Origin of the sequence: Cellulomonas fimi (genome assembly GCF_012952065.1) — a bacterium.
GTDB classification, from domain to species: Bacteria; Actinomycetota; Actinomycetes; order Actinomycetales; family Cellulomonadaceae; genus Pengzhenrongella; species Pengzhenrongella fimi_A.
This window is the reverse complement of the sequence record NZ_JABCJJ010000039.1, coordinates 1-21,361: the sequence shown is the minus strand read 5'-3', so window position 1 is coordinate 21,361 and position 21,361 is coordinate 1. Positions and strand designations below refer to the sequence as shown.

21 protein-coding genes are annotated in these 21,361 nt (G+C 74.2%); 15 read left to right on the top strand and 6 right to left on the bottom strand.

Annotated elements, in window-relative coordinates; genetic code table 11:
• Nucleotides 1-120: 120 nt before the first annotated feature.
• The 5 genes from ribH (at nt 121) to HIR71_RS15080 (ending at nt 3,066) form a co-directional block, all read left to right on the top strand.
• Nucleotides 121-588, top strand: a complete 468-nt coding sequence (ribH, locus tag HIR71_RS15100; RefSeq protein ID WP_169325898.1) for a 6,7-dimethyl-8-ribityllumazine synthase — start codon at nt 121-123, stop codon at nt 586-588.
• A 19-nt stretch (nt 589-607) separates the two neighbouring features.
• Entirely contained in the window at nt 608-1,306 is a 699-nt protein-coding gene (pnuC, locus tag HIR71_RS15095) for a nicotinamide riboside transporter PnuC (protein ID WP_169325897.1), read from the top strand.
• Nucleotides 1,307-1,389: 83 nt separating this feature from the next.
• Nucleotides 1,390-1,653: a phosphoribosyl-ATP diphosphatase gene (locus HIR71_RS15090; RefSeq protein WP_169325896.1), complete on the top strand. Its 264-nt coding sequence runs from the start codon at nt 1,390-1,392 to the stop codon at nt 1,651-1,653.
• Nucleotides 1,654-1,729: 76 nt separating this feature from the next.
• On the top strand, nt 1,730-2,575 hold the full coding sequence (hisG, locus tag HIR71_RS15085) for an ATP phosphoribosyltransferase (protein WP_169325895.1): 846 nt from the start codon (nt 1,730-1,732) through the stop codon (nt 2,573-2,575).
• 11 nt (nt 2,576-2,586) lie between these two features.
• Nucleotides 2,587-3,066: a PH domain-containing protein gene (locus HIR71_RS15080; protein ID WP_169325894.1), complete on the top strand. Its 480-nt coding sequence runs from the start codon at nt 2,587-2,589 to the stop codon at nt 3,064-3,066.
• A 48-nt stretch (nt 3,067-3,114) separates the two neighbouring features.
• Here HIR71_RS15080 and HIR71_RS15075 read toward each other — a convergent pair whose 3' ends face one another.
• Nucleotides 3,115-4,287 (bottom strand): DUF3866 family protein, encoded by a 1,173-nt coding sequence (locus tag HIR71_RS15075; RefSeq protein WP_169325893.1) that lies wholly within the window; start codon nt 4,285-4,287, stop codon nt 3,115-3,117.
• Nucleotides 4,288-4,321: 34 nt separating this feature from the next.
• Between HIR71_RS15075 and HIR71_RS15070 the strand changes: the two genes are divergently transcribed.
• The 8 genes from HIR71_RS15070 to HIR71_RS15035 all read left to right on the top strand — a co-directional run bounded on the left by HIR71_RS15070 (nt 4,322) and on the right by HIR71_RS15035 (nt 13,447).
• Nucleotides 4,322-5,380 carry a helix-turn-helix transcriptional regulator gene (locus HIR71_RS15070; protein WP_169325892.1) on the top strand — a complete coding sequence of 353 codons (1,059 nt, stop codon included), beginning with the start codon at nt 4,322-4,324 and terminating at the stop codon, nt 5,378-5,380.
• Entirely contained in the window at nt 5,373-6,338 is a 966-nt protein-coding gene (locus HIR71_RS15065) for a helix-turn-helix transcriptional regulator (protein ID WP_169325891.1), read from the top strand. Before HIR71_RS15070 ends, HIR71_RS15065 begins: the two co-directional genes overlap by 8 nt.
• Nucleotides 6,339-6,347: 9 nt before the next feature.
• Complete coding sequence (locus HIR71_RS15060; RefSeq protein ID WP_169325890.1) at nt 6,348-6,671, top strand: hypothetical protein; 324 nt, start codon at nt 6,348-6,350, stop codon at nt 6,669-6,671.
• Nucleotides 6,672-6,778: 107 nt separating this feature from the next.
• Nucleotides 6,779-7,087 (top strand): Sec-independent protein translocase subunit TatA, encoded by a 309-nt coding sequence (gene tatA / locus HIR71_RS15055; protein ID WP_169325889.1) that lies wholly within the window; start codon nt 6,779-6,781, stop codon nt 7,085-7,087.
• 7 nt (nt 7,088-7,094) lie between these two features.
• A complete protein-coding gene (tatC, locus tag HIR71_RS15050; RefSeq protein WP_311836316.1) occupies nt 7,095-7,901 on the top strand; it encodes a twin-arginine translocase subunit TatC in 807 nt (268 codons plus the stop codon).
• A complete protein-coding gene (locus HIR71_RS15045) occupies nt 7,898-8,812 on the top strand; it encodes a diacylglycerol/lipid kinase family protein (RefSeq protein ID WP_169325888.1) in 915 nt (304 codons plus the stop codon). Before tatC ends, HIR71_RS15045 begins: the two co-directional genes overlap by 4 nt.
• A 38-nt stretch (nt 8,813-8,850) precedes the next feature.
• Nucleotides 8,851-11,742, top strand: coding sequence for a DEAD/DEAH box helicase (locus HIR71_RS15040; RefSeq protein ID WP_211374274.1), 2,892 nt, complete (start codon nt 8,851-8,853; stop codon nt 11,740-11,742).
• A 52-nt stretch (nt 11,743-11,794) separates the two neighbouring features.
• Nucleotides 11,795-13,447 (top strand): amidohydrolase, encoded by a 1,653-nt coding sequence (locus HIR71_RS15035; RefSeq protein ID WP_169325886.1) that lies wholly within the window; start codon nt 11,795-11,797, stop codon nt 13,445-13,447.
• Nucleotides 13,448-14,242: 795 nt separating this feature from the next.
• Here HIR71_RS15035 and HIR71_RS15030 read toward each other — a convergent pair.
• A complete protein-coding gene (locus HIR71_RS15030; protein WP_169325885.1) occupies nt 14,243-14,587 on the bottom strand; it encodes an RNA polymerase-binding protein RbpA in 345 nt (114 codons plus the stop codon).
• Between the two features lie 129 nt (nt 14,588-14,716).
• Between HIR71_RS15030 and HIR71_RS15025 the strand changes: the two genes are divergently transcribed.
• Nucleotides 14,717-15,685 (top strand): aldo/keto reductase, encoded by a 969-nt coding sequence (locus HIR71_RS15025; protein WP_169325884.1) that lies wholly within the window; start codon nt 14,717-14,719, stop codon nt 15,683-15,685.
• A 5-nt stretch (nt 15,686-15,690) separates the two neighbouring features.
• On the opposite strand, the gene HIR71_RS15020 is transcribed toward HIR71_RS15025, so the two are convergent.
• The 4 genes from HIR71_RS15020 to HIR71_RS15005 form a co-directional block, all read right to left on the bottom strand.
• A complete protein-coding gene (locus tag HIR71_RS15020) occupies nt 15,691-16,209 on the bottom strand; it encodes a hypothetical protein (protein ID WP_169325883.1) in 519 nt (172 codons plus the stop codon).
• A 138-nt stretch (nt 16,210-16,347) separates the two neighbouring features.
• Complete coding sequence (locus HIR71_RS15015; RefSeq protein ID WP_311836315.1) at nt 16,348-18,531, bottom strand: ABC transporter ATP-binding protein; 2,184 nt, start codon at nt 18,529-18,531, stop codon at nt 16,348-16,350.
• Nucleotides 18,528-19,637, bottom strand: a complete 1,110-nt coding sequence (locus HIR71_RS15010; protein WP_169325882.1) for a carboxylate-amine ligase — start codon at nt 19,635-19,637, stop codon at nt 18,528-18,530. Before HIR71_RS15010 ends, HIR71_RS15015 begins: the two co-directional genes overlap by 4 nt.
• Before the next feature lie 92 nt (nt 19,638-19,729).
• Nucleotides 19,730-20,827 carry an FUSC family protein gene (locus HIR71_RS15005; protein WP_311836314.1) on the bottom strand — a complete coding sequence of 366 codons (1,098 nt, stop codon included), beginning with the start codon at nt 20,825-20,827 and terminating at the stop codon, nt 19,730-19,732.
• A 136-nt stretch (nt 20,828-20,963) separates the two neighbouring features.
• Between HIR71_RS15005 and HIR71_RS17035 the strand changes: the two genes are divergently transcribed.
• Entirely contained in the window at nt 20,964-21,344 is a 381-nt protein-coding gene (locus HIR71_RS17035) for a hypothetical protein (RefSeq protein WP_249051917.1), read from the top strand.
• The last annotated feature ends 17 nt before the right edge of the window (nt 21,345-21,361 follow it).

The following is a 21,361-nucleotide window of genomic DNA, read 5'->3' as shown; positions in this document are numbered from 1 at the left end:
CAGACCCCGCATATCTCATGCTGGACGTCGAACGCGTCAAGCGAGCAGGGCGATGACCTGGTGGCACCTCGGGTGCATCAGCGCCCCATCGGGGAGCGCCGACACAAGGATGGTGGACCAGTGAGCGGCGCCGGAGCACCATCCCTGCAGGTCGACGGGTCCGGCCTGCGCGTGACCATCGTCGCCGCGAGCTGGCACACCGAGGTGATGGACGGCCTGCTCGCAGGCGCCCGCCGCGCTCTCGACGCCGCCGGCGTCACGGAGATCCGTGAGGTCCGTGTGCCGGGCTCGTTCGAGCTCCCGGTCGTCGCGTCGCGCGCCGCGCACCAGGGGGCGGACGCCGTCGTCGCGCTCGGCGTCGTCATCCGAGGCGGCACGCCGCACTTCGAGTACGTGTGCCAGGCGGCGACGCAGGGCCTCGCCGACGTCGCGCTGCGGTCGGGCGTACCGGTCGGCTTCGGCCTCCTCACGTGCGACGACGAGCAGCAGGCGCTCGACCGCGCCGGTCTCCCGGGGTCCCGCGAGGACAAGGGTGCCGAGGCGGTCGAGGCGGCGATCGCCACCGCACTCGCCCTGCGCACGTTCTGAACGCGGTTCCGGAGCGGTGATGGACCTCGGCGGCTGGCTGTTCGACGCGCAGCTCACGATCGCCGGGCACCCGATCCTGTGGCGCGAGATCGTCGGCAACCTGTTCGGGCTCGCGTCGGCCGTCGGCGGCATGCGTCGGCAGGTCTGGGCGTGGCCGGTGGGGATCGTGGGCAACGTGCTCCTGTTCACGGTCTTCCTCGGGGGAGTGTTCGACACGCCTCAGGCCAAGGACCTGTACGGCCAGGCCGGGCGGCAGGTCTTCTTCGTGGCGGTCGCCGTCTACGGGTGGGTCCGCTGGCGTCAGACGCGCAAGGAGTCGGGCGGCAAGGGGCCGGCGGTGGTCCCTCGGTGGGCTGGACGCACGGGACGGATCCAGCTCGCCGTCGCGGCCGTCGTCGGGACCGTGGTCTGCGCGCTGGTCTTCGCCGAGCTCGGGTCGTACGGGCCGTGGGCCGACGCCTGGATCTTCGTCGGGAGCCTCCTGGCCTCCTACGGGATGGCGCGCGGCTGGACCGAGTTCTGGCTGATCTGGATCGCGGTCGACGCGGTGGGCGTGCCGCTCCTGCTCCAGGCCGGGTACTACCCGTCGGCCGTGCTGTACCTCGTGTACGCGGGCGTCGTCGCCTACGGGTTCACGGTGTGGCTGCGCGCCCAGCGGATCGAGCGTGCGCAGCAGGTCACGGCGGGGGCGGGCGCCGGGACGATCGGCAGCTCCTGAGGCCACGCATGAGGCAGCGGCGACGGGCACGGATCCTGGACCGTCGCCGCCGCGTCCCGTCCGGCCCCACTAGGCTCTCGGCCGTGAAGACGTTCGACTCGCTGTTCGCCGAGCTCACCGACAAGGCCACGTCCCGCCCCGCCGGCTCGGGGACCGTCGCCCAGCTCGACGCCGGCGTCCACGCCATCGGCAAGAAGATCGTCGAGGAGGCGGCCGAGGTCTGGATGGCCGCGGAGCACGAGGGCGCGGAGCGCACGGCGGAGGAGATCTCACAGCTCCTCTACCACCTGCAGGTGCTCATGCTGGCGCGCGGGCTGACCCTCGAGGACGTGTACCGCCACCTGTGACGACCCGGGCGCCCGGCCCGCCACCGCGACCTACCCGACCGTCCCTACCTCCCCCCGACCCGTACGCGAGGATCCCGTGCTCCGCATCGCCGTCCCGAACAAGGGCTCCCTGTCCGAGCCTGCCGTCACCATGCTCAAGGAGGCGGGCTACCGGCAGCGGCGCGACCCGCGCGAGCTCGTCCTCCAGGACCCCGACAACGGGGTCGAGTTCTTCTTCCTGCGGCCGCGCGACATCGCGGTGTACGTCGGCTCGGGCACCGTCGACGCGGGCATCACCGGCCGCGACCTGCTGCTCGACTCGGGCGCCGACGCCGTCGAGCACCTGCCGCTCGGCTTCGGCGGGTCCACGTTCCGCTACGCCGCCCGAGCCGACCGGGTGACCTCGGTCGCGCAGATCGATGGGCTACGAGTCGCGACCTCGTACTCCGTGCTGGTCAGCGACCACCTCGCGGCGCACGGCGTCGCGGCGGACGTGGTCCGGCTCGACGGCGCGGTCGAGTCCGCGGTCCAGCTCGGCATCGCCGACGTGGTCGCCGACGTCGTCTCGACCGGCACCACGCTGCGCGGCGCGGGTCTCGAGGTGTTCGGCGACCCGATCCTCATCTCCGAGGCCGTCCTGATCCGGCCGAAGGAGGCGCCGCCGAGCAGCGGGCTCGACACGCTCACGAGGCGCCTGCAGGGCGTGATCGTGGCGCACGAGTACGTGCTCATGGATTATGACGTGCCGGTCGACAAGGTCGAGCGGGCCATCGCGATCACCCCCGGCCTCGAGTCGCCGACGGTCTCGCCGCTGCACAAGAGGGACTGGGCCGCGGTCCGGGCGATGGTGCGCCGCGACGAGACGAACCGCGTCATGGACGACCTCTACGGCGTGGGTGCGCGAGCGATCCTCGTGACGTCGATCCACGCGTGCCGGATCTGAGCGGGCCGCCGATGAGCAGCCCCGGGGTGTCGCCGTCCCAGGACCCGGCGCGGCGCGCGGCCCTCTACGCGCCGTTCCGGCCGCGCCTCGCGCGGGTCGTCGCGCTCGTGCTGGCCGCGCTCGTCGTGGTGCTGACCCCGGTGCTGGTGCTCAACGTGCCGGGGGAGTACGGCTTCCCGGACCTGGTCGGCTTCGCGCTCGTGGGCGTCGCGATCGCCTGGTTCTGCTGGCGTCAGGCGAGCGTCCGCGCGGTGCCCGACGAGCGTGGGCTCCTCGTGCGCAACCTGCTGCTGTCGCGCCGCCTCGCGTGGGCGGAGATCGTCTCGGTGCGGTTCGGGCAGGGCCGCCCGTGGGTCCAGCTCGACCTGGCCGACGGCGACACGCTCGCGGTCATGGGTGTCCAGCGCGCGGACGGCGGCTTCGCGAACGCCGAGGCGCGGCGGATGGCGAGCCTCGTGGCGATCCACACGCGCACGCCGCGCGACGACTGACGACGCAGCGCTCCGGGGGACCGGGTCGGTCGGGCCGCGGAGCCCGCCTCAGAGCAGCCCGGCGGCGTGGACCCCCGACGCGGCCGCCGAGAGGAACGCCGCCGGGTCCTGCGCGAGCCCCCGACCCATCGTCGTCAGGCGCACGGGGGAGGCGGCGAGCGCCGCGAGCAGGTCCCCGCCGACGTCGACGGGGACCAGGCGGTGCCGACCGGCCGGCAGCCCGAGCGCGAGCGACTGCTGGTGGATGCGCGCGCCCAGCGCGTCGAGCGTGCCGCTCTCGAGCGGAGGCACGCCGTCGGCGTCGGCCAGCCCCTCCATCGGACCGGGCCGGAACACGGGGACGACCACGTCGGCGGGCACCAGCGCGACCCGCCCGTAGGCGGTGAGCGAGTGGTGGGAGACGCCGAGGTGCCGCTCGCGCGGGTCGGCTCCGGACACGCGCAGCGACGCGACCGGGCGACCACCGAGTACGCCCGCCGCGTTGATCGCCTCGCCCGCGGCCACCCCTGAGAACCCCCAGCGCGTGCCCGTCCCGAGGTTCCCCGGCCCCTGCGCGACCACGACGAGCTCGGCGTCGACGACGGCGCGCGCCGCCAGCAGCGCGGTGTGCACGGTGACCGCCTCCAGGTCGCCACCGAACGCCTGGCCTGCGGTCAGGCAGGCCTCGATCCACCCGGCGTCCCGCAGCCCTGCCACGGTGCGGGAGAACCACGCGGGCAGTGCACCGCCGTCGGTCATCACGTAAGCGACGCGGGGCGCGGGCCGTCCGGCGAGCGCGGCGGCGTGGCGCGCCCCCGCCACGATCGCGGGTACCGCCGAGTGCAGGTCGGCCACCACCACCGGCATCCCCCCCAGGTCGTCGGCGTCGCGGAGCGCGTCGTGGTGCTGCGACTCCTGCTCGTCGACGCCCAGCACCATGGCCTGCAGCGGCGTGTACCGCGCCTTCACGAGGTGGCCAGGTCCGGCGGCCGGGTCGTCGGGCAGCGCGTCGGGCCGCGCGACCACGAGCGCGTACCCGCCGGTCCCGAGCCCACGTGCGAGCGCCGAGACGTTGAGCAGCACCCGCTCACCCACCGCGGGCTCACCGACGAGCGCGGGGTACGCCAGCGCCCGGATGTCGTCGTCGGCCGCGGGCTGGTCGTCGAGCCGGACCCCGACCTCACGCGCGCCGGACCAGGCGGTCCCGAGCGACACCACGACTCCCCGACGCCACGTGATCACTGCTCCACGCTACCGGCCACTAGCGTGGTGCCCGATGTCCGACCAGATCCAGCCCGCCGAGCGGCTGCTCAACCTCGTCATCGCGCTGGTCAACACGGCCGGGCGCATGACCAAGGAGCAGATCCGCTCCACCGTCGCCGGCTACTCCGACGCCACGAGCGACGACGCCTTCGAGCGCATGTTCGAGCGAGACAAGGACGCCCTGCGTGACCTCGGCATCCCGATCCTCACAGTGGCAGGTGGCGGCCACAGCGACGACGTCGGGTACCGCGTCGACCAGGAGGCGTACGCGCTGCCGCCGGTCGAGCTGACCGCGGCCGAGCTCGGGGTGCTGTCGCTCGCGGTGCAGTTCTGGCAGGACAAGTCGCTGCGCACGGACGCCACGCGGGCGCTCACCAAGCTGCGCGGGCTCGCGAACGCACCGGCGGGCACCGACCTGGTCGCGGGGCTCGCGCCGCGCGTCCGGGCTGCCGGTGACGCCTTCGGGCCCCTGCTCGACGCCGTCCAGGCGCGGCAGGCGGTCATGTTCACCTACCGGGCGGCCAGCACCGGTGACGTGCGCGACCGGACCGTCGAGCCGTGGCGCCTGCTCGCGCGGGGAGGCGGGTGGTACGTCGTCGGGCGGGACCGCGACCGGGACGCGCCGCGGTCCTTCCGGCTCAGCCGGATCCAGGGCCGGGTCCGCACCGTGGGCGACCTGGGCTCGTACGAGATCCCGGCCGACCTCGACGCGGCGGCGGTCGTCGGCGACCGGCACCGCGAGCCGGTGCGCGTCGCGACGCTCGCCCTGCGACCCGAGCGCGCGAGCGCCCTCCGCTCGCGGGCCGTACCGGCCGACGACACGGCACCGTCCGACGCTGCGGCGCTGTCCGACGTCGACCTCGGCGACCCGCGGCACGCGCGCGCGCTCGTCGACCGGGACGTCGTGCGGGTGCCGTTCACGGGGACCGCCGACCTCGCCGACGAGATCGCGGGCTACGCCGACGCCGTCGTCGTCCTCGAACCGTCCGACCTGCGCGACGCCGTGCTGCGACGCCTGCGCGCCGCCGCCGCGCTCGACGCGGAACCGACCGCGAGGAGCGATCGTGGCTGAGCGCGCGACGGACCGGCTGCTGCGGATGCTGGGCATGATCACCTACCTCGACAGGCACGCGGGCGTGCCGGTGGAGCAGCTCGCGGAGCAGTTCGGGGTCACCACGCGCCAGGTGGTCGAGGACATCGACACCCTGTGGGTCACCGGGACGCCGGGGTACTGGCCCCACGACCTCATCGACTTCGACGCCGCGTCCTACGACGAGGGCGTCGTCCGGCTCGTCGAGTCCCGCGGCATGACGCGCCCGCTGCGGCTCGGCACCCGCGAGGCGGTCGCGCTCATCGCTGCGCTGCGCGCCATGCGCTCGGTGCTGGCCGCTGGGCTCGACCGGGGACGGACGGCCGTCCTGGCGTCGGTGCTCGAGAAGCTGACCGCGGCGACGGGCGAGGCGGCGGCCGCCGTCGACGTCCGGCTCGCTGTCGAGGGTGCTCCCGAGGTGGTCGCCGCGCTCGGGGAGGCGACGACGGGCGCCCGGCGGCTGCGCATCCGCTACGTGACCGCGGCCGACGTGACGAGCGTCCGCGAGGTCGACCCGATCCGGCTGCTCACCGAGGACGAGCACGCGTACCTGCTCGCGTGGTGCCACCGCGCGCACGACGAGCGGCTGTTCCGCGTCGACCGGATCCTCGCCGCGGAGGTCCTCGACGAGCCGGCGACCTCGCACCCCGTCACGACGCACGCGACGACGTTCGCCCCGGCGCCCGACGACGAGCTCGTCACGCTCGAGCTCGCGAGCCGCGCCCGCTGGATCGCGGAACAGGTGCCCGTGGAATCGGTCGAGGACCTGCCCGACGGCGACTTCCGGGTCTCCCTGCGCGTGGCCGATCCGGCCTGGCTGCGGCACCTGCTGCTCCAGGTGGGCGCGGACGTCCGAGCCGTCACCCCGGCCGACGTCGCGCGCGACGCCGCCGGAGCTGCCCGGTCCGCTCTGGCGGCCTACGACGACGCCGGCCGCTAGCCTGCTCCCATGCTCTGGTTCGCGGTCTGGACGCTGCTCGTGCTCGCGACCCTCGCGGGCGCGTTCTTGCTCGGCCGCGACCTGTGGCGCAAGGGCAAGGCGCTGCTGGCCGAGGTGGAGCGGGCGATGGCCGTCGTCGAGGCGCTCGCCGAGCGCGCCGACCAGCTCTCCGCCGCGGCCGAGCGGCCTCCGATCACGCACGACCTGCTCACGGACCGCTCAGTCGTCCGGGCCCGGCTCGACCGGTTGCACGAGGCGCGCGACGTGCGGCGCGCCCTGCGCCGGCTGCGCCACGAGCGGACGATCCGCTCGTGGGACGTGTACGCACGCTGAACGCGGGGCTACTTCTTGGTGCTTCTCCCTCGCACGGCTCCGACCTCTGCTCGGCTCGGCCCGGGCCGGGGATACGATGGCGCGAGCGCCCAGAAAGGATGGCTGCCATGCCGAACCTGAAGCCGATGGAGATCCTCCTCATCGTGCTCGTCGTCCTGCTGCTGTTCGGCGCGAAGAGGCTGCCCGACCTCGCGCGCAGCGTCGGCAAGTCGTTGAAGATCCTCAAGACCGAGGTCAAGGACCTGGGCGACGACAAGCCGGGGTCCGCGACGGCCTCGGGCCCGACGGCCGACACGCCGACCGTCAGCACCCCGCCCGCCGTCGGCGTCCCGCCGTCCGCCACCGCCACACCACCCCACGGGGACCCCGTCGTGAACGGCCAGGCGGCGGACGACCCCGACCGCAAGCGCGTCTGAGGCGCCGGTGAGCGCACGCCCCTCCCGACGGCGCACGGACGACGAGGGGCGGATGCCGCTGCGCGAGCACCTGCTCGAGCTGCGCAAACGCGTCGGCCTCGCGGTCGTCGGGCTGCTCCTCGGAGCGGTCGTCGGCTGGGTCCTGTACCCGCCGATCTTCGAGATCCTGCAGGCACCCGTCGTCGACCTGAACGAGGCCCGCGGCGACCTGATCGCCCTCAACTTCAGCGGTGTGCTCTCCGCGTTCGACATGCGGCTCAAGGTCGCGTTCTTCGTGGGCGTGATCGTCTCGAGCCCGTGGTGGGTCTACCAGCTGTGGGCGTTCGTCACGCCCGGGCTGACGCACCGGGAACGCCTCACGACGGTCGGCTTCGTGACGGCCGCCGTTCCGCTGTTCCTCGCCGGCGCGTTCCTCGCGTGGACGCTGCTGCCCAAGGCCGTCGCGCTGCTCACCGGCTTCACGCCCGAGGGCTCGGCGAACCTGATCACCGCGCAGGAGTACCTCACCTTCGTCATGCGCATGGTGCTCGCCTCGGGCGTCGGCTTCCTGCTGCCGGTCGTGATGGTCGGCCTCACGATGGTCGGCGCAGTCGAGGGCCGGACGTGGTTGCGCGGCTGGCGCGTGGCGGTCCTGCTGGCGTTCGTCTTCGGGGCCGTGGCCACACCGACCGGCGACGCCGTGTCGATGCTCGTCCTCGCCGTCCCGATCGTCGGGCTCTACTTCGCCGCGGTCGGCGTCGCCCTCCTCCGTGACCGGCGGGTGGCACGACGCGAGGCTGCGCAGGACGCGGCCGACGCCGGGACGGAGGTGTGAGCCGGCTCGGGGTCGTGGTCAACCCGACGGCTGGGCGCGGGCGCGGCACGCGCGTCGGCGCCGCCGTGCACGCCGCGCTGCTGCGCCGAGGGCACACCGTGGAGGACCTCTCGGCCCCGTCCCTGGCCGCGGCGACCGCGCGGGCACGGCACGCCGCGGTCACCGGGCTGGACGCGATCGTCGTCGTCGGCGGTGACGGCATGGTCCACCTCGGTTCCAACGTGGTCGCCGACACGGAGCTGCCGCTGGGCATCGTGGCGGGCGGGACGGGGAACGACGTCGCGCGGGCGCTCGGGCTCCCGCAGGGCGACGTCGAGGCCTCGGTCCGGGCGATCGAGCACGGTCTGGCGCGCGGCGGCCGGCGGATCGACGCGGTCAGCGTCGGCCCGCCCGAGCACAGCGCGCGCGAGTGGTTCGTGGGGGTGCTGTCGTGCGGGTTCGACGCGGCCGTGAACGCGCGCGCCAACACCATGACGTGGCCGCGGGGGAGCGCGCGCTACGTGCGGGCCCTCGGCGCGGAGCTGGGGCGCTTCGTGCCGTACGGCTACAAGCTCACGCTCGACGACGCGGTGTGGGAGTCGGCCGGGACGCTCGCCGCCGTGGCGAACTCACCGGTCTTCGGCGGCGGCATCAGGATCGCCACCGACGCCAGGATGGACGACGGCCTGCTCGACGTCGTTGTCGCCGGGCCGTTCACCAAGGCGGGGGTCCTGCAGGTCTTCCCCGGCGCGTACCGGGGTCGGCACGTGCGCCACCCTGCCGTGCAGGTGCTCCGGACGCGCAGGATCCTCCTCGAGCCCGACCCCCGGCTGGGCGCGATCCCGCCCGCCGCGTTCGCCGACGGTGAACGGGTGGGGCCCCTGCCGCTGCTCGCCGAGGTGCACCCCGGCGCCCTGACCGTGCTCGGCTGACCGCGACCGATGGGCCCCGGCCCGGCCGGGAACCTAGGCTGAGTGACGTGTCAGCCGAGCTGGAGCCGTCCCCGTCCGAGCGATACGCCGCGGCTCGCCGTCGTGCCGCCCGGTCCCGCACGCAGCTGGCCGCGTTCCGCGAGCAGCTCGGGTTCGAGCTCGACGACTTCCAGGACGCCGGCTGCGAGGCCCTCGAGGCGGGCCACGGCGTGCTCGTGGCGGCGCCGACCGGGGCAGGCAAGACGGTCGTCGGGGAGTTCGCCGTGCACCTGGCCCTCGCGGCCGGCCGCAAGGCGTTCTACACGACGCCCATCAAGGCGCTCTCCAACCAGAAGTACGGCGACCTGGTCCGGCGGTACGGCCCCGACCAGGTGGGGCTGCTGACCGGTGACACGACGGTCAACGGGGACGCCCCGGTGGTCGTGATGACCACCGAGGTGCTGCGCAACATGCTGTACGCGGGCTCGGCGGCGCTCGACGGGCTCGGCTACGTCGTCATGGACGAGGTGCACTACCTCGCCGACCGCTTCCGCGGCCCGGTGTGGGAGGAGGTCATCATCCACCTCGCCCCGGACGTCCAGCTGGTGTCGCTGTCCGCGACCGTCTCGAACGCGGAGGAGTTCGGCGACTGGCTCGAGATGGTCCGCGGTGACACGTCGGTGATCGTGAGCGAGCACCGTCCCGTGCCGCTGGGGCAGCACGTGCTCGCCCGCGGTGACCTGCACGACCTCTACGCGGGCCACGTCGACCCCACCGCGCCGGGGGTGAACCCGCCCATCAACCCCGAGCTCGTCGAGGCGCTGCGTCGCCGGGAGCGGGCGACCGGGGGGCCGGCCGGCTACGGCGGTCGTGGCCGCGGCGACCGGGGGTACCGCGGGCGGGGCTCCGTCCCGGGGAGCGCGGTCCGGGCGCCGTTCAAGCCCACGCCACGGTTCGCCGTCGTTGAGCTGCTCGACGACGCCGGGCTGCTGCCGGCGATCGTGTTCATCTTCTCGCGCGCGGGGTGCCAGGGGGCCGTCAGCCAGTGCCTCGCGGCCGGCCTGCGCCTGACGACGCCGGCGCAGGAGGAGGAGATCCGCCAGGTCGTCGAGGAGCGCTGCGCGACCATCCCGCCCGAGGACCTCCAGGTCCTCGGCTACTGGGAGTGGAGCGAGGCGCTCGCCCGCGGGCTGGCCGCGCACCACGCAGGCCTGCTGCCGGTCTTCAAGGAGACGGTCGAGGAGCTGTTCTCCCGGGGCCTGGTCAAGGTCGTGTTCGCGACCGAGACGCTCGCGCTCGGCATCAACATGCCGGCCCGGTCGGTCGTCCTCGAGAAGCTGGTGAAGTGGGACGGCTCGGCGCACGTGGACGTCACGCCCGGGGAGTACACGCAGCTCACCGGCCGGGCCGGGCGCCGGGGGATCGACACCGAGGGCCACGCGGTCGTGCTCGACCACCCCGGGCTCGACCCCGTCGCGCTGGCCGGGCTGGCGTCCAAGCGGCTCTACCCGCTCCGGTCCAGCTTCCGGCCGACCTACAACATGGCGGTGAACCTCGTCGCGCAGGTGGGTCGGGAGCGTGCGCGTGAGGTGCTCGAGACGTCCTTCGCGCAGTTCCAGGCCGACCGGGGCGTCGTCGGTCTCGCGAAGCAGGCGCAGGCGCACACCGAGGCGCTCGACGGCTACGCCGAGGCGATGCGATGCCACCTGGGCGACTTCGCCGAGTACGCGCAGCTCCGGCGGTCGATCACCGAGCGTGAGCAGGGCCTGTCGCGTGAGGCGACCCGCGAGCGTCGAGCCGCTGTCGCGCGCTCGTTCGAGGCCCTGCGCGCCGGCGACGTCGTGCGGGTGCCGACCGGCCGGCGGGCGGGCTACGGCGTCGTGCTCGACCCCGGATCCGACGCGGGCTTCGAGGGCCCCCGGCCCACCGTGCTCATGACGGACCGCCAGGTGCGCAGGATCACGGTCGCGGACGTGCCGGGGGGAGTGGCGAAGGTCGGCAGCGTCCGGATCCCTCGCGGGTTCAGCGGTCGTCAACCCGCCGCCCGGCGCGCGCTCGCCGCCGACCTGCGGGACTGGGTCGCGGAGAACGGCGACGACCATCACAGCCGGGGCCGCCAGGGCGGTCGGGGCCGCCCCGAGCGGCAGAGCACCACCGACGACGCCGAGCTGGCCGCGCTGCGACGCAAGCTCCGTGCCCATCCCTGCCACGCCTGCCCGGATCGCGAGGAGCACGCCCGGTGGGCCGAGCGCTGGGACCGGCTGCGTCGCGAGCACGCGGCGCTGGTGTCCCGCATCGAGGGCCGCACCAGCTCGATCGCCCGGGTGTTCGACCGCATCTGCGACGTCCTCCTGACCCTGGGATACCTCGAGCGATCGGCGGACCCGCTGGGCCCGGACGATCCGGCTCCGGCCGGCGCCGGATCGGACGAGGTCGTCGTGACGCGGTCGGGGCAGTGGCTCAGGCGGCTGTACGCGGAGAACGACCTCCTCGTCGCCGAGTGCCTGCGTCGGGGCGTGTGGGACGACCTCGACGCCCCCGGGCTCGCCGCCGCGGTCTCGACGGTCGTCTACTCGGCCCGTCGCGACGACCGGGAGGGCGAGCCGCGGATCCCGGGGGGACCGGCGGGGAAGCTCGGCCGGGCGCTCGACGAGACCGTGCGCATCTGGTCCGAGCTCGACGACCTCGAGGACGACCACACGATCGAGTCCACCGGACCCCTGGACCTCGGCATCGTCGAGGCCGTGCACCGGTGGGCGGCCGGACGCAGCCTCGACGCCGTGCTCAAGGGGAGCGAGCTGGCCGCGGGGGACTTCGTCCGGTGGTGCAAGCAGGTCATCGACCTGCTCGACCAGATCGCCCAGGCCGCCCCGACCCCGCGGGTCCGCGACGTCGCGCACCGCGCGGTGGTGGCGCTCCGGCGCGGCGTCGTGGCCTACTCGTCGCTCTGACCTGCGGCGACAACCGGCCGTGCGATCCGCGCGGGGCCGATATCGTGCGCGTGTGAGCTCAACCCTCTACCGCAACGGCGTGATCCACTCGCCCGCCGACCCCTTCGCCGAGGCCGTGCTCGTCAGCGACGGCACGATCGCCTGGATCGGGGCGAACGACACCGCCGACGGGCTCGCGGCGAACGCCGACGAGGTCGTCGACCTCGACGGCGCGCTCGTCGCGCCGGCCTTCGTCGACGCGCACGCCCACGCCCTCGAGACGGGCCTGGCGATCGACGGCCTCGACCTCTCGGCCTCGACGGGCGTGCGGTCGCTGGCGGATGCGCTCGACGCGGTCAGACGCGCCGCCGACGCAGCGCGTGCCGCGGGTGCGGACGGGCCGCTGCTGGGTCACGGCTGGGACGAGCAGGACTGGCCCGAGGGCCGCCCGCCCACGCGGGACGAGCTCGACGCGGCTGCCGGCGGGGCGCCTGTCTACCTCGCGCGAGTCGACGTGCACTCCGCGGTCGTGTCGACCTCGTTCGCGGACGTCGCCGGGCTGGTCGGGCTGCCTGGCTGGGACACCGACGGGCTCCTCGTGCGGGACGCCCACCACGCGGCCCGGGAGGCGGCGCGGGACGTGCCCACCGAGCGGCGGGAGCAGCTGTACCGCACCGCGCTCCAGAGCGCGGCAGCCGCGGGGATCGTCTCGCTCCACGAGCACAGCGCGCCGCACATCGACACGCGCGACGGCCTGCGCGCCCTCCTGGGCCTCACGGCCGACGTCCGGACCGCGCACCTCCCGCACGTGGTCGGCTACCGCGGAGAGCTCTGCGAGACGACCGACGACGCGCGCGAGCTGCTCGGCGCGATCCCTGGTCTCACGGGCATCGGTGGGGACCTCAACGTCGACGGCTCGCTCGGCTCGCGCACGGCGGCGCTCCGCTACCCGTACACGGACCTCCCGCCGGACAGCAGCCACCGCGGCGCCCTGTACCTCAGCGCGGGCCAGATCAGCAACCACGTGGCCTCGGTCACCCGTGCGGGCTCGCACGCGGGTTTCCACGTCATCGGCGACCGGGCGATGGACGAGCTCCTGCTCGGGCTGCGCGCCGCGGCCGACGTCGAGGGGCTGAGCGCCGTACGCAGCGCGGGCCACCGCCTCGAGCACGCGGAGATGATCGACGCGCCCACGCTCGCCGCGCTCGTGCTGCTCGGCATCCGGCTGAGCGTCCAGCCGGCGTTCGACGCCGCCTGGGGCGGGGCCGCGGGCATGTACGCCGCCCGCCTCGGCGAGGGTCGCGCCGCGGCGCTCAACCCGCTCGCCGACCTCGCCGGCGCGGGGGTGCCGATGGCGTTCGGCTCGGACTCACCCGTGACGCGGTTCGACCCGTGGGGCGGCGTGGCGGCAGCCGTGGCGCACCATGAGAAGGACCAGCGGATCTCCGCCCGGGCCGCGTTCCGGGCGCACACGCGGGGCGGATGGCGCCTCGCGGGTCTGGACCACACCGGGGCAGGGGAGATACGCGTGGGCGCACCCGCCCACCTCGCGCTGTGGCGTGCCGAGCACCTGGTGGTGCAGGCGGCCGACGGTCGGGTCTCGGCGTGGAGCACCGACGCGCGCTCGGGCACCCCGTTGCTCCCCGAGGTCGGCCCGGACGCGCCCGCGCCGCAGTGCCTGCGGACCGTGCGCGACGGCGTCGTCATCCACGACGCCCTCGGCTGAGGGACACGCCGCCGACGACACGCGGCGACACGCCCCGCGACACGCCGGGGCGACCGGGTGATCCGGCGCGACGGGCGACCGCGTGACCTGCAGCGACAGGCCTGACCTCGGCGAACGTCCCCTTGACACGTCCCGGCGAGCCGGTAGGTTCCTCTCGTTCCGCCTCCCGTTGGCGCTGAGTACGTCCGGTCGGTGTCACCGTCACGGGGCGCTCGCCCTCCGCGCGGGGGCGGGCACCGGCTGGGCCCGCGTGTTCAACAGACAACAGGCGCCTCCGTCAGGAGGCGCCTGGTACGAAGGACACGCGGGCCGGTCGGTCGGTGGCGACTGACGACCACCCTGCCCCGGTGCATGCGGTGTGCGCTCCGACGCGACAGCGCACGGTGGAACGCGCTCGTGGGTCTGAAGTGGGGGCTGGCCTACTTCGTACCTCACCTCACCTGGGACGACTACGCGGTCGGACATGTGCCCTGGCTCGTGCTGATCGTGCTCGAGTCGGGCTGCGCCGCCCTGCTCGGCGCAGCCGGGGCTTGGGCGAGTCGTGCTCTCCGGTCGTCGGGGAGGAGCTGCGTTCGACGGCGCCGTTCGGCGGGTGCACGTGGGGGGAGGGCCGGCGTTCTCCCGGTCCGACTTGCCGCTACCCCGCGACGGGCGGTCGGTACGGCCGTGATGTGGGAGCCCGGCCGGGGCGTGGTGGCGTCCTACTCGGACCGACGTGCTCGCCGGGTCCGAGATGCTCGTCGCGCCGCCCTCCGTCGTCGTCACCCTGGACGTGCGGCCATCGTCAGTGCTCGGTCAGGCGCTCCTGCGCAGCTTGCCGGCCCGGAGCAGGTCGAGCCGCTCCTCGAAGAGCTCCTCGAGCTCCTTCATCGTGCGACGCTCGAGCAGCATGTCCCAGTGCGTCCGCACGGGCTTGCCGGCCTTGGGCTCGGGCTGCGTCGCGTCGCGCAGGAGTGCCTGCTCGCCGCACCGGCACTCCCACACGAACGGGACGTCGGCCTCGGTCGAGAAGGGCAGGATGATGGTGTGCCCGTTGGGGCAGTCGTAATGGGCCTGCAGGCGAGGGGCGAACTCGACGCCCTCCTCCGTCTCCAGGCTGTTGGAACCGATGCGCATGCCGCGTAGTGATCGGTTCGCCATGAGGACCTCCGTGGTGCCGTCTTCGACTCGTGCTCTACCAGGGTGTACAACGAGCGCGACCCCACAGGTGTTCCAGCGGGACGTGAAGGTCCCGTGAACGCCGGGCGGACGTGAGGCTAGGGTGCCCCCATGTCGCCCGGCCCGCTGTCCTGTCGTCGGCTCGGTTCCTCCGGACTCATGGTCTCGACCGTCGGGTACGGCTGCAACTCGTTCGGGGTGACGCTGCCTCCGGGTGACGTTCCCGACGTCGTCGCCGCAGCCCTCGACGCGGGCGTCACCCTGTTCGACACCGCCGACATCTACGGTTCACGTCCCGGGGAGAGCGAGGAGCTGCTGGGCGCGGCTCTCGGTGCACGCCGCGAGGACGTCGTCGTGGCCACCAAGTTCGGGATGGACGCGCACGGGCTCAACGGGCCGGACTGGGGGGCGCGCGGGTCGCGCCGCTACGTCCGGCGGGCGGTCGAGGGGTCGCTGCGCCGGCTCCGGACCGACCACATCGACCTCTACCAGCTGCACGAGCCTGATCCCGGGACACCGATCGAGGAGACGTTGACGGCCCTGCACGAGCTGGTCCTCGAGGGCAAGGTCCGGTACGTCGGGTGCTCCAACTTCGCCGCGTGGCAGCTCGTGGACGCCGACTGGACCGCTCGCTCGGCCGGCCTGACCCCGTTCGTCTCCGCGCAGAACAACTACTCGCTCCTCGCGCGAGGCGTCGAGGCGGAGCTCGTCCCCGCGGCCGAGTCCCTGGGAGTGGGGGTGATCCCGTACTTCCCCCTCGCGTCCGGTCTCCTGACCGGGAAGTACCGGCGCGGTGAACCCGCGCCGGCAGGCACACGCCTGGCGCGGCGGCCGGAGCGCCTCGCGGCGGCGGACTTCGACCGGCTCGAGGCCCTGACCGCCCTCGCCGACGCATGGGGCATCGACCTGGTGACTCTCGCCGTCGGTGCCCTTGCCGCGCAGCCCGGGGTCGCCTCCGTGATCACCGGCGCGCGGACCGCCGAGCAGATCCGCGCCAACGTCACGGCGGCGAGCTGGGAGCCGACGCTCGAGCAGCTCGCGGCGATCGACGCGGCCGCACCCGGCCCGGCAGGCGGGTAGCGAGGTCACGCGTCGACCGGCAGCACGCGCGAGCGGTCCCGTCCGATCGCGACGACGGCGCGGACCGGCACCTCCGTGCTGGACATCGCCGCCCGGAGCGCGCGGGACCACCGCCCCTCGGACGCGCCCCGGTCACCGCCTGCGCTCCGGACCAGCCCGAATGCGACCGACCCGCCGGGCAGGTGGCCCTCGAGCAGGCTGCGCAGCATCGTCGCCAGGTTGGAGACGAGCTGCTCGTCGGGCATGACCGGGAGGTCGTCCAGCGGGATGACCAGCGGCTGGACGCGGTGCGTCGCGTCGAGCAGGAGGATCCACAGCGACCGGGGACCGTCGCACTCGGGGCCGACCAGCGCGAGGAGGTGGCGGTGCACCTCGTCCTCGCTCGCGAGGACGGCACCCGGCCGAGGGAGCGGAGCGCGCGGGAGCTCGAGCACCTCGGCGTACTCGTCGTCGAGCTCGCCGTCGTCCAGCTCGCGACAGTCGAGCGGATGGTCGTCGTCCCAGCTGTCGTCGATCGTCGTCATGACTCGCAGCCTGGTCCCGGCGGCGCGGCGAGGTGCGAGCCGGCGGCGCGCCACGTGGACCACGTGCCGCCGGACAGGGCTGTGGTCGGCTGCTGCTCGGTCAGGCCGCGTCGACGTCCGTGCAGCCCCGGCGGCGGGCTACCGCTCCGACGAGCGCGGCTGGGCGAGCACCACGCCGTCGGTGAACATGACGCCGTCCGAGAACCTCGCCTCGACCCGCCCGCCACCGAACTGCTCGGCGTACAGGCGCGCGTACAGCCCGTCCTGGGCGTCCACGAGCTCGTCGTGGGTGCCGCGCTCGACCACGCGGCCGTCGTCGACCACGAAGATGACGTCGGCGTGCCGGATGGTCGAGAGCCGGTGCGCGATCGCGAGCGTCGTCCGGCGGGTCATCGCGCGCGCGAGGGCGTCCTGGACCAGGCGCTCGGAGGACGAGTCGAGCGCCGACGTCGCCTCGTCGAGGATGAGGACGCGCGGGTCCTTGAGGAGCACGCGCGCGATGGCGACCCGCTGCTTCTCGCCTCCCGAGAGCCGGTAGCCGCGCTCGCCCACCGTGGTCGCGTAGCCGTCGGCGAACGACTCGATCCGGTCGTGGATGTTGGCGGCGCGGCAGGCGGCCTCGAGCTCGGCGTCGGTCGCTCCGGGCTTCGCGTAGCGGAGGTTCTCGGCGATGGACGCGTGGAAGAGGTACGGGTCCTGCGTCACCATCCCGACGACGTCGGCGAGCGACCCGAGCGTCACGTCGCGGACGTCGTGGCCGTCGATGCGGACGGCCCCGCGGTCGACCTCGTACAGGCGCGGCACGAGGTAGCTCAGGGTGGTCTTGCCGGCACCCGACGGACCGACGAACGCCGCGAGCTGACCGGGTTCGACCGTGAACGAGACGTCGTGGACGGCCCACGGGCGACGCCGTCGGGCGGGCCCGATGTCGGGGTCGCCCGGCCGCGCGGGGTCGTCCGCGGGAGCCGTGGGGGGCGGCACGTCCGGAGGCGGGGGCGGCCCAGCCGCCGTCGATGCCGGTCGTCCCGCACCACCCACCGGCGCGACGCCGAACGCCAGGGCCATCCCGCGTCCGCCGCGGTACCCGCCCCCGCCGCCGTACCCGCCACCACCGCGGTACCCGCCACCACCGCGGTACCCGCCACCACCGCCGTACCCGCCCCCGCCGTGTGCCGGCACGGGTGCGGGGGCCTGGAGGCGCGGCGGAGCCGGGTAGGCGAACCACACGCCGTCGAGCTCGACCCGCCCCTGCACCGTGCGCGGGTCGAGGTCGACGGCGCCGGGCCGGTCGGTGATCGCGGGGGAGAGGTCGAGGTACTCGAAGATGCGGCGGAAGAGCGCCAGGGACGTCTGCACGTCGAGCGCGACGCGCATGAGCGAGAGCATCGGCATCAGCAGCCGCGCCTGGAGGGTCGAGAACGCGACCAGGGTGCCCGCCGAGATCGCGTCCCCGCCGGGGCTCCCACCGAGCCGGCCGGTCAGCATGTACCCGGCCGCGAGGTAAACGAGCGCGGGGGTGATCGCCATGAACGCCGAGACGACGCCGAAGAACCCCTGACCCGCCATGGCCTGCCGCACCTGGAGGTCCACCTGACGGTCGTTCTCCTCCCGGTAGCGCGCGACCTCGGCGTCGGCCCGGTTGAAGATCTTCGACAGCAGCACCCCCGAGACGCTCAGCGCCTCCTCGGTGATCGCGGTCATGTCGGACAGCGACTCCTGCGTCGCCCGCGCCAGCCGCTGCCGACGCGCCCCCACGCGGCGTTGCAGCACGATGAACACCGGCATGAGCGCGAGGGCCACGAGCGTGAGCTGCCAGCTCAGGAGCAGCATGGCGACGAGCGACGCGATCACGGTCACGGCGTTCGACAGGATCGACGAGGCCGTGGTCGTCAGGACCGAGCGCACGCCGCCGACGTCGTTCGCGAGCCGCGACTGGATGGAGCCGGTCTTGGTGGCGGTGAAGAAGGCGAGCTCCATGCGCTCGAGGTGCTCGAACAGCCGCGCGCGCAGGTCGGCCATCGCGAGGTTGCCCACCTTGGTCGTGAGGTAGGTCTGCCCGACGCCGATCGCCGAGCTGAGCAGCGGGATGGCGACCATGGCGGCGGTGAGCTGGAGGAGAAGGCGCAGGTCGACTCCCGAGCCGTCGACCGGGAACAGCGCGTCGTCGAACACCCGCCGGGTCAGGAACGGCGTGACGATGCCGAGCATGGCGCTGACGAGGATCGCGACCCCGACGAGCACCAGCGCGCCCCGGTACGGCACCAGGAGCGCACCGATCCGCCGCAGCAGGTCGTGCGAGACGGTGACCTCGGGTGCGCTCACGCGAGCGTCCTGTCGACGGCCTCCCGGACCATCCCGTCGGCGTCCGCGCCCTCCGCGCGCCACGCCCGCTGCTGGTCGGCGCCCGTCCCGCGCGCGAGGACGACCTCGAGTCGTGCGCGGACCCGGTCGAGGTCACCGAGTCGGGTGAGCGCGGGGGTGACGTGGTCGAGGAGCTGGCGCACGACGTCGGCGGCGGGGGCGGGCCGTCCCGTCCGGGGACTCAGCAGCTCACCCCGGACGCCGGACCGGGCGGCCCGCCAGGTCGCCACGCGCAGCAGCTCCGCGCGCGGGTCGACGGGGACGACTCCGCGCGCGGCCTCGTCGACCGCGGTCTCGGCCAGCCCGCGGACGAGCGCGGCCTGCAGGACGGCGTCCTCGGCCTCGAGGCACACGTCGGCCACGCGGACCTCGACGGTCGGGTAGCGGGGGGAGAGTCGCGCGTTGAAGTAGATCATCCCGCCGTCGAGGATCGTGCCGCTGCGCAGCAGGTCGTCGATCACCCGGTGGTACGTCGCGGCGTCGCCGAACGGCGGCGTCGCGCCGGCGGTCGGCCACCGGCCCCACACCTGCGACCGGTAGCTCGCGTACCCCGTGTCCTCGCCCTGCCAGAACGGCGAGTTCGTCGTGAGCGCGAGCAGGACGGGCGTCCACACGCGGAGGTGGTCGAGCACGACGATCCCCTCGTCGTCGTCCGCCACCTCGACGTGGACGTGGCACCCGCACGTGAGCTGGTCCCGCGCGACCTGGCCGAACTCCTCCTCGATGAGCCGCGCGCGATGGTTACGGATCAGCGTGGAGTCGACCGGCCCCGGCATCGTCGCGATCGCGGCGACGCGGGCGCCGGCGTGCCGCGCCGAGGTGTCGGCACGCTGCCGGCCGGCGCGGATCTCGTCCGCGAGGGCGCTCAGGTCCTTGCACGGGTGGGTCGAGGTCTCGACCTGCTCGCGCTTGAACTCCTTCTCGAGCTGGCCTCCCGGGGGCTCGACGCCCGGTCCGACCTCCGGCTCGAGCGACCCGGCGTGCTGCAGCACGGCGGCCGCGACGGCGCGCGGGGTGCCGTCCGGCGCGACCAGCATGAACTCTTCCTCGACCCCGACAGTTCTCACGGGGACAGTCTGGGGTGCGTCGCGGTGCTGTGTCGTGCCAGGTCGGGACGGGGCGGCTCGGGGCGCCGGGAGGGGTGGCCGGGGGAGCGGGGTCACCCCGCCGACGGCTGCGCGGACGGACGCGCCGCGGTCCCACGGTGCTCGCGGGACAGGATCGTCAGGGCGAGCCCGATGACGGCGCCGATCACGGTCTCGACGCCGCGGTCGCGCAGGAGGCTTCCTGGGTCGAGCGGGGTGACCATCGTCGACATGGTGAGGGCCAGCGGGGTGATGAACACCATCGCGAACCCGTAGTTGCGCCCGACGAAGAGCTCCGCCAGCGACTGCAGCACCACGACGACGGCGATCAGGCCCCAGCCGGAGACCGGCGGGTCCGGGATCAGGAGCAGCGCAGCCGCCACGACGAGCCCGAGGCCGGTGCCGACCACGCGCTGCACGGCGCGCACGGAGCCCTGAGGGATGTCGGCGGCTGCGAGCGGCACGACCGCGGCGACCATGGCCCAGCTCGGGTGGCCGATCCCCGCGGCCGTCGCGACGCCGCCGGCCAGCACGACCGCGAAGGCGTAGCGCCCGGTGCGGATCGTCGAGCCACGCACGCGCACGACGGGCAGACCCGGACCGACGGCGGTGAGCGGCCTGCGTGGGAGCCTCCGGCGGCGTGGGCTGAGCGCCCCCGCGACACCGATCACGACCGAGAGCGCCGCGGCGCCGGCGGACACGCCGAGCGCGGGTACCAGGTCGGTCGACGTCGCGGGCACGCCGGCCGTCGTGGCGACCGCGAAGACGGCGAAGAGGGGCCCGACCGGGTGCCAGCCCACGCCGTCGCCGACGAGAGAGGCGATCGCCGCGACCAGGGCGGAGGCCAGCACGAGCCCCCACGGGCCCGACCCGGCGGCGGAGACCGCCGTGCCGACCACGACGCCGCCGACCTGGATCGCCGCGGCGGCGAGCTGAGTGTGGAGGCGTCGGCGGTACCCGTCGGTGCGCCCGAAGAGCGCCGTGAAGGCGCCGAACGCCGCGAACAGCGACCACTCCATGTGATCGGTCAGCCCGAGCACCGCGAGGGGGATGCCGACGGACAGCGCGGCTCGCAGCGCGATCCAGTGGCTCTCGTTGTGCGGCGCGAACGCGACGAGATCCTGCGGGCGGGGGACATGGTGGCTCAGCGGCACAGGCGGACGGGTCTCCACGAGGAGTACGGGACGGGTGGGGATCGACGGGTGTAGTCGGCGGCGATCTCTCAGGTAGTTTACCAGTGAACGACTGGCGGGCGATCCGGCGCCGGGGCTCCGCTCCGACGCGGGGGAGTGGCGGGGGAGGAGCGGGATGGCGACGGAGGCTGCGCGCGGCGCGAGCAGGACGGACGGTGAGGGTGCGACCGCGGGCCGCGCTGGGTCATCGGACCTGGTGGACCGGTTCCAGGCGGACTGGCTCGCGGTCCGACCCGACCTCGACGTCGCGCCCATGGGCGTGATCGGTCGACTGCTGCGCGCCGCGCCGCTGATCCTCGCTGCGAGCGAGACGTACCTTCGCCCCCTCGACCTCACCCGGGCGGAGTTCGACATCGTCTCGGCGTTGTGCCGGTCCGCACGCCCGCTCAGCCTCGATCCACCGATGGGCCGTGGCTCGCTCGTTGATCTGGGCCGGGACGGCGGTGGTGGTTCTCGGGTGTGTGGTGTTCGCCGGTCTGCCCGGCTTTTCCACTGATGGTCCTTGGTCGTAGG

Bases quoted from the DNA above. Each gene is read 5' to 3' on its own strand.
- HIR71_RS15070 (WP_169325892.1), top strand. From the start codon at position 4,322: ATGTCCGACCAGATCCAGCCCGCCGAGCGGCTGCTCAACCTCGTCATC.
- HIR71_RS17035 (WP_249051917.1), top strand. From the start codon at position 20,964: ATGGCGACGGAGGCTGCGCGCGGCGCGAGCAGGACGGACGGTGAGGGT.
- HIR71_RS15025 (WP_169325884.1), top strand. From the start codon at position 14,717: ATGTCGCCCGGCCCGCTGTCCTGTCGTCGGCTCGGTTCCTCCGGACTC.
- HIR71_RS15060 (WP_169325890.1), top strand. From the start codon at position 6,348: ATGCTCTGGTTCGCGGTCTGGACGCTGCTCGTGCTCGCGACCCTCGCG.
- tatA (WP_169325889.1), top strand. From the start codon at position 6,779: ATGCCGAACCTGAAGCCGATGGAGATCCTCCTCATCGTGCTCGTCGTC.
- HIR71_RS15020 (WP_169325883.1), bottom strand. From the start codon at position 16,209: ATGACGACGATCGACGACAGCTGGGACGACGACCATCCGCTCGACTGT.
- HIR71_RS15030 (WP_169325885.1), bottom strand. From the start codon at position 14,587: ATGGCGAACCGATCACTACGCGGCATGCGCATCGGTTCCAACAGCCTG.
- pnuC (WP_169325897.1), top strand. From the start codon at position 608: ATGGACCTCGGCGGCTGGCTGTTCGACGCGCAGCTCACGATCGCCGGG.
- HIR71_RS15080 (WP_169325894.1), top strand. From the start codon at position 2,587: ATGAGCAGCCCCGGGGTGTCGCCGTCCCAGGACCCGGCGCGGCGCGCG.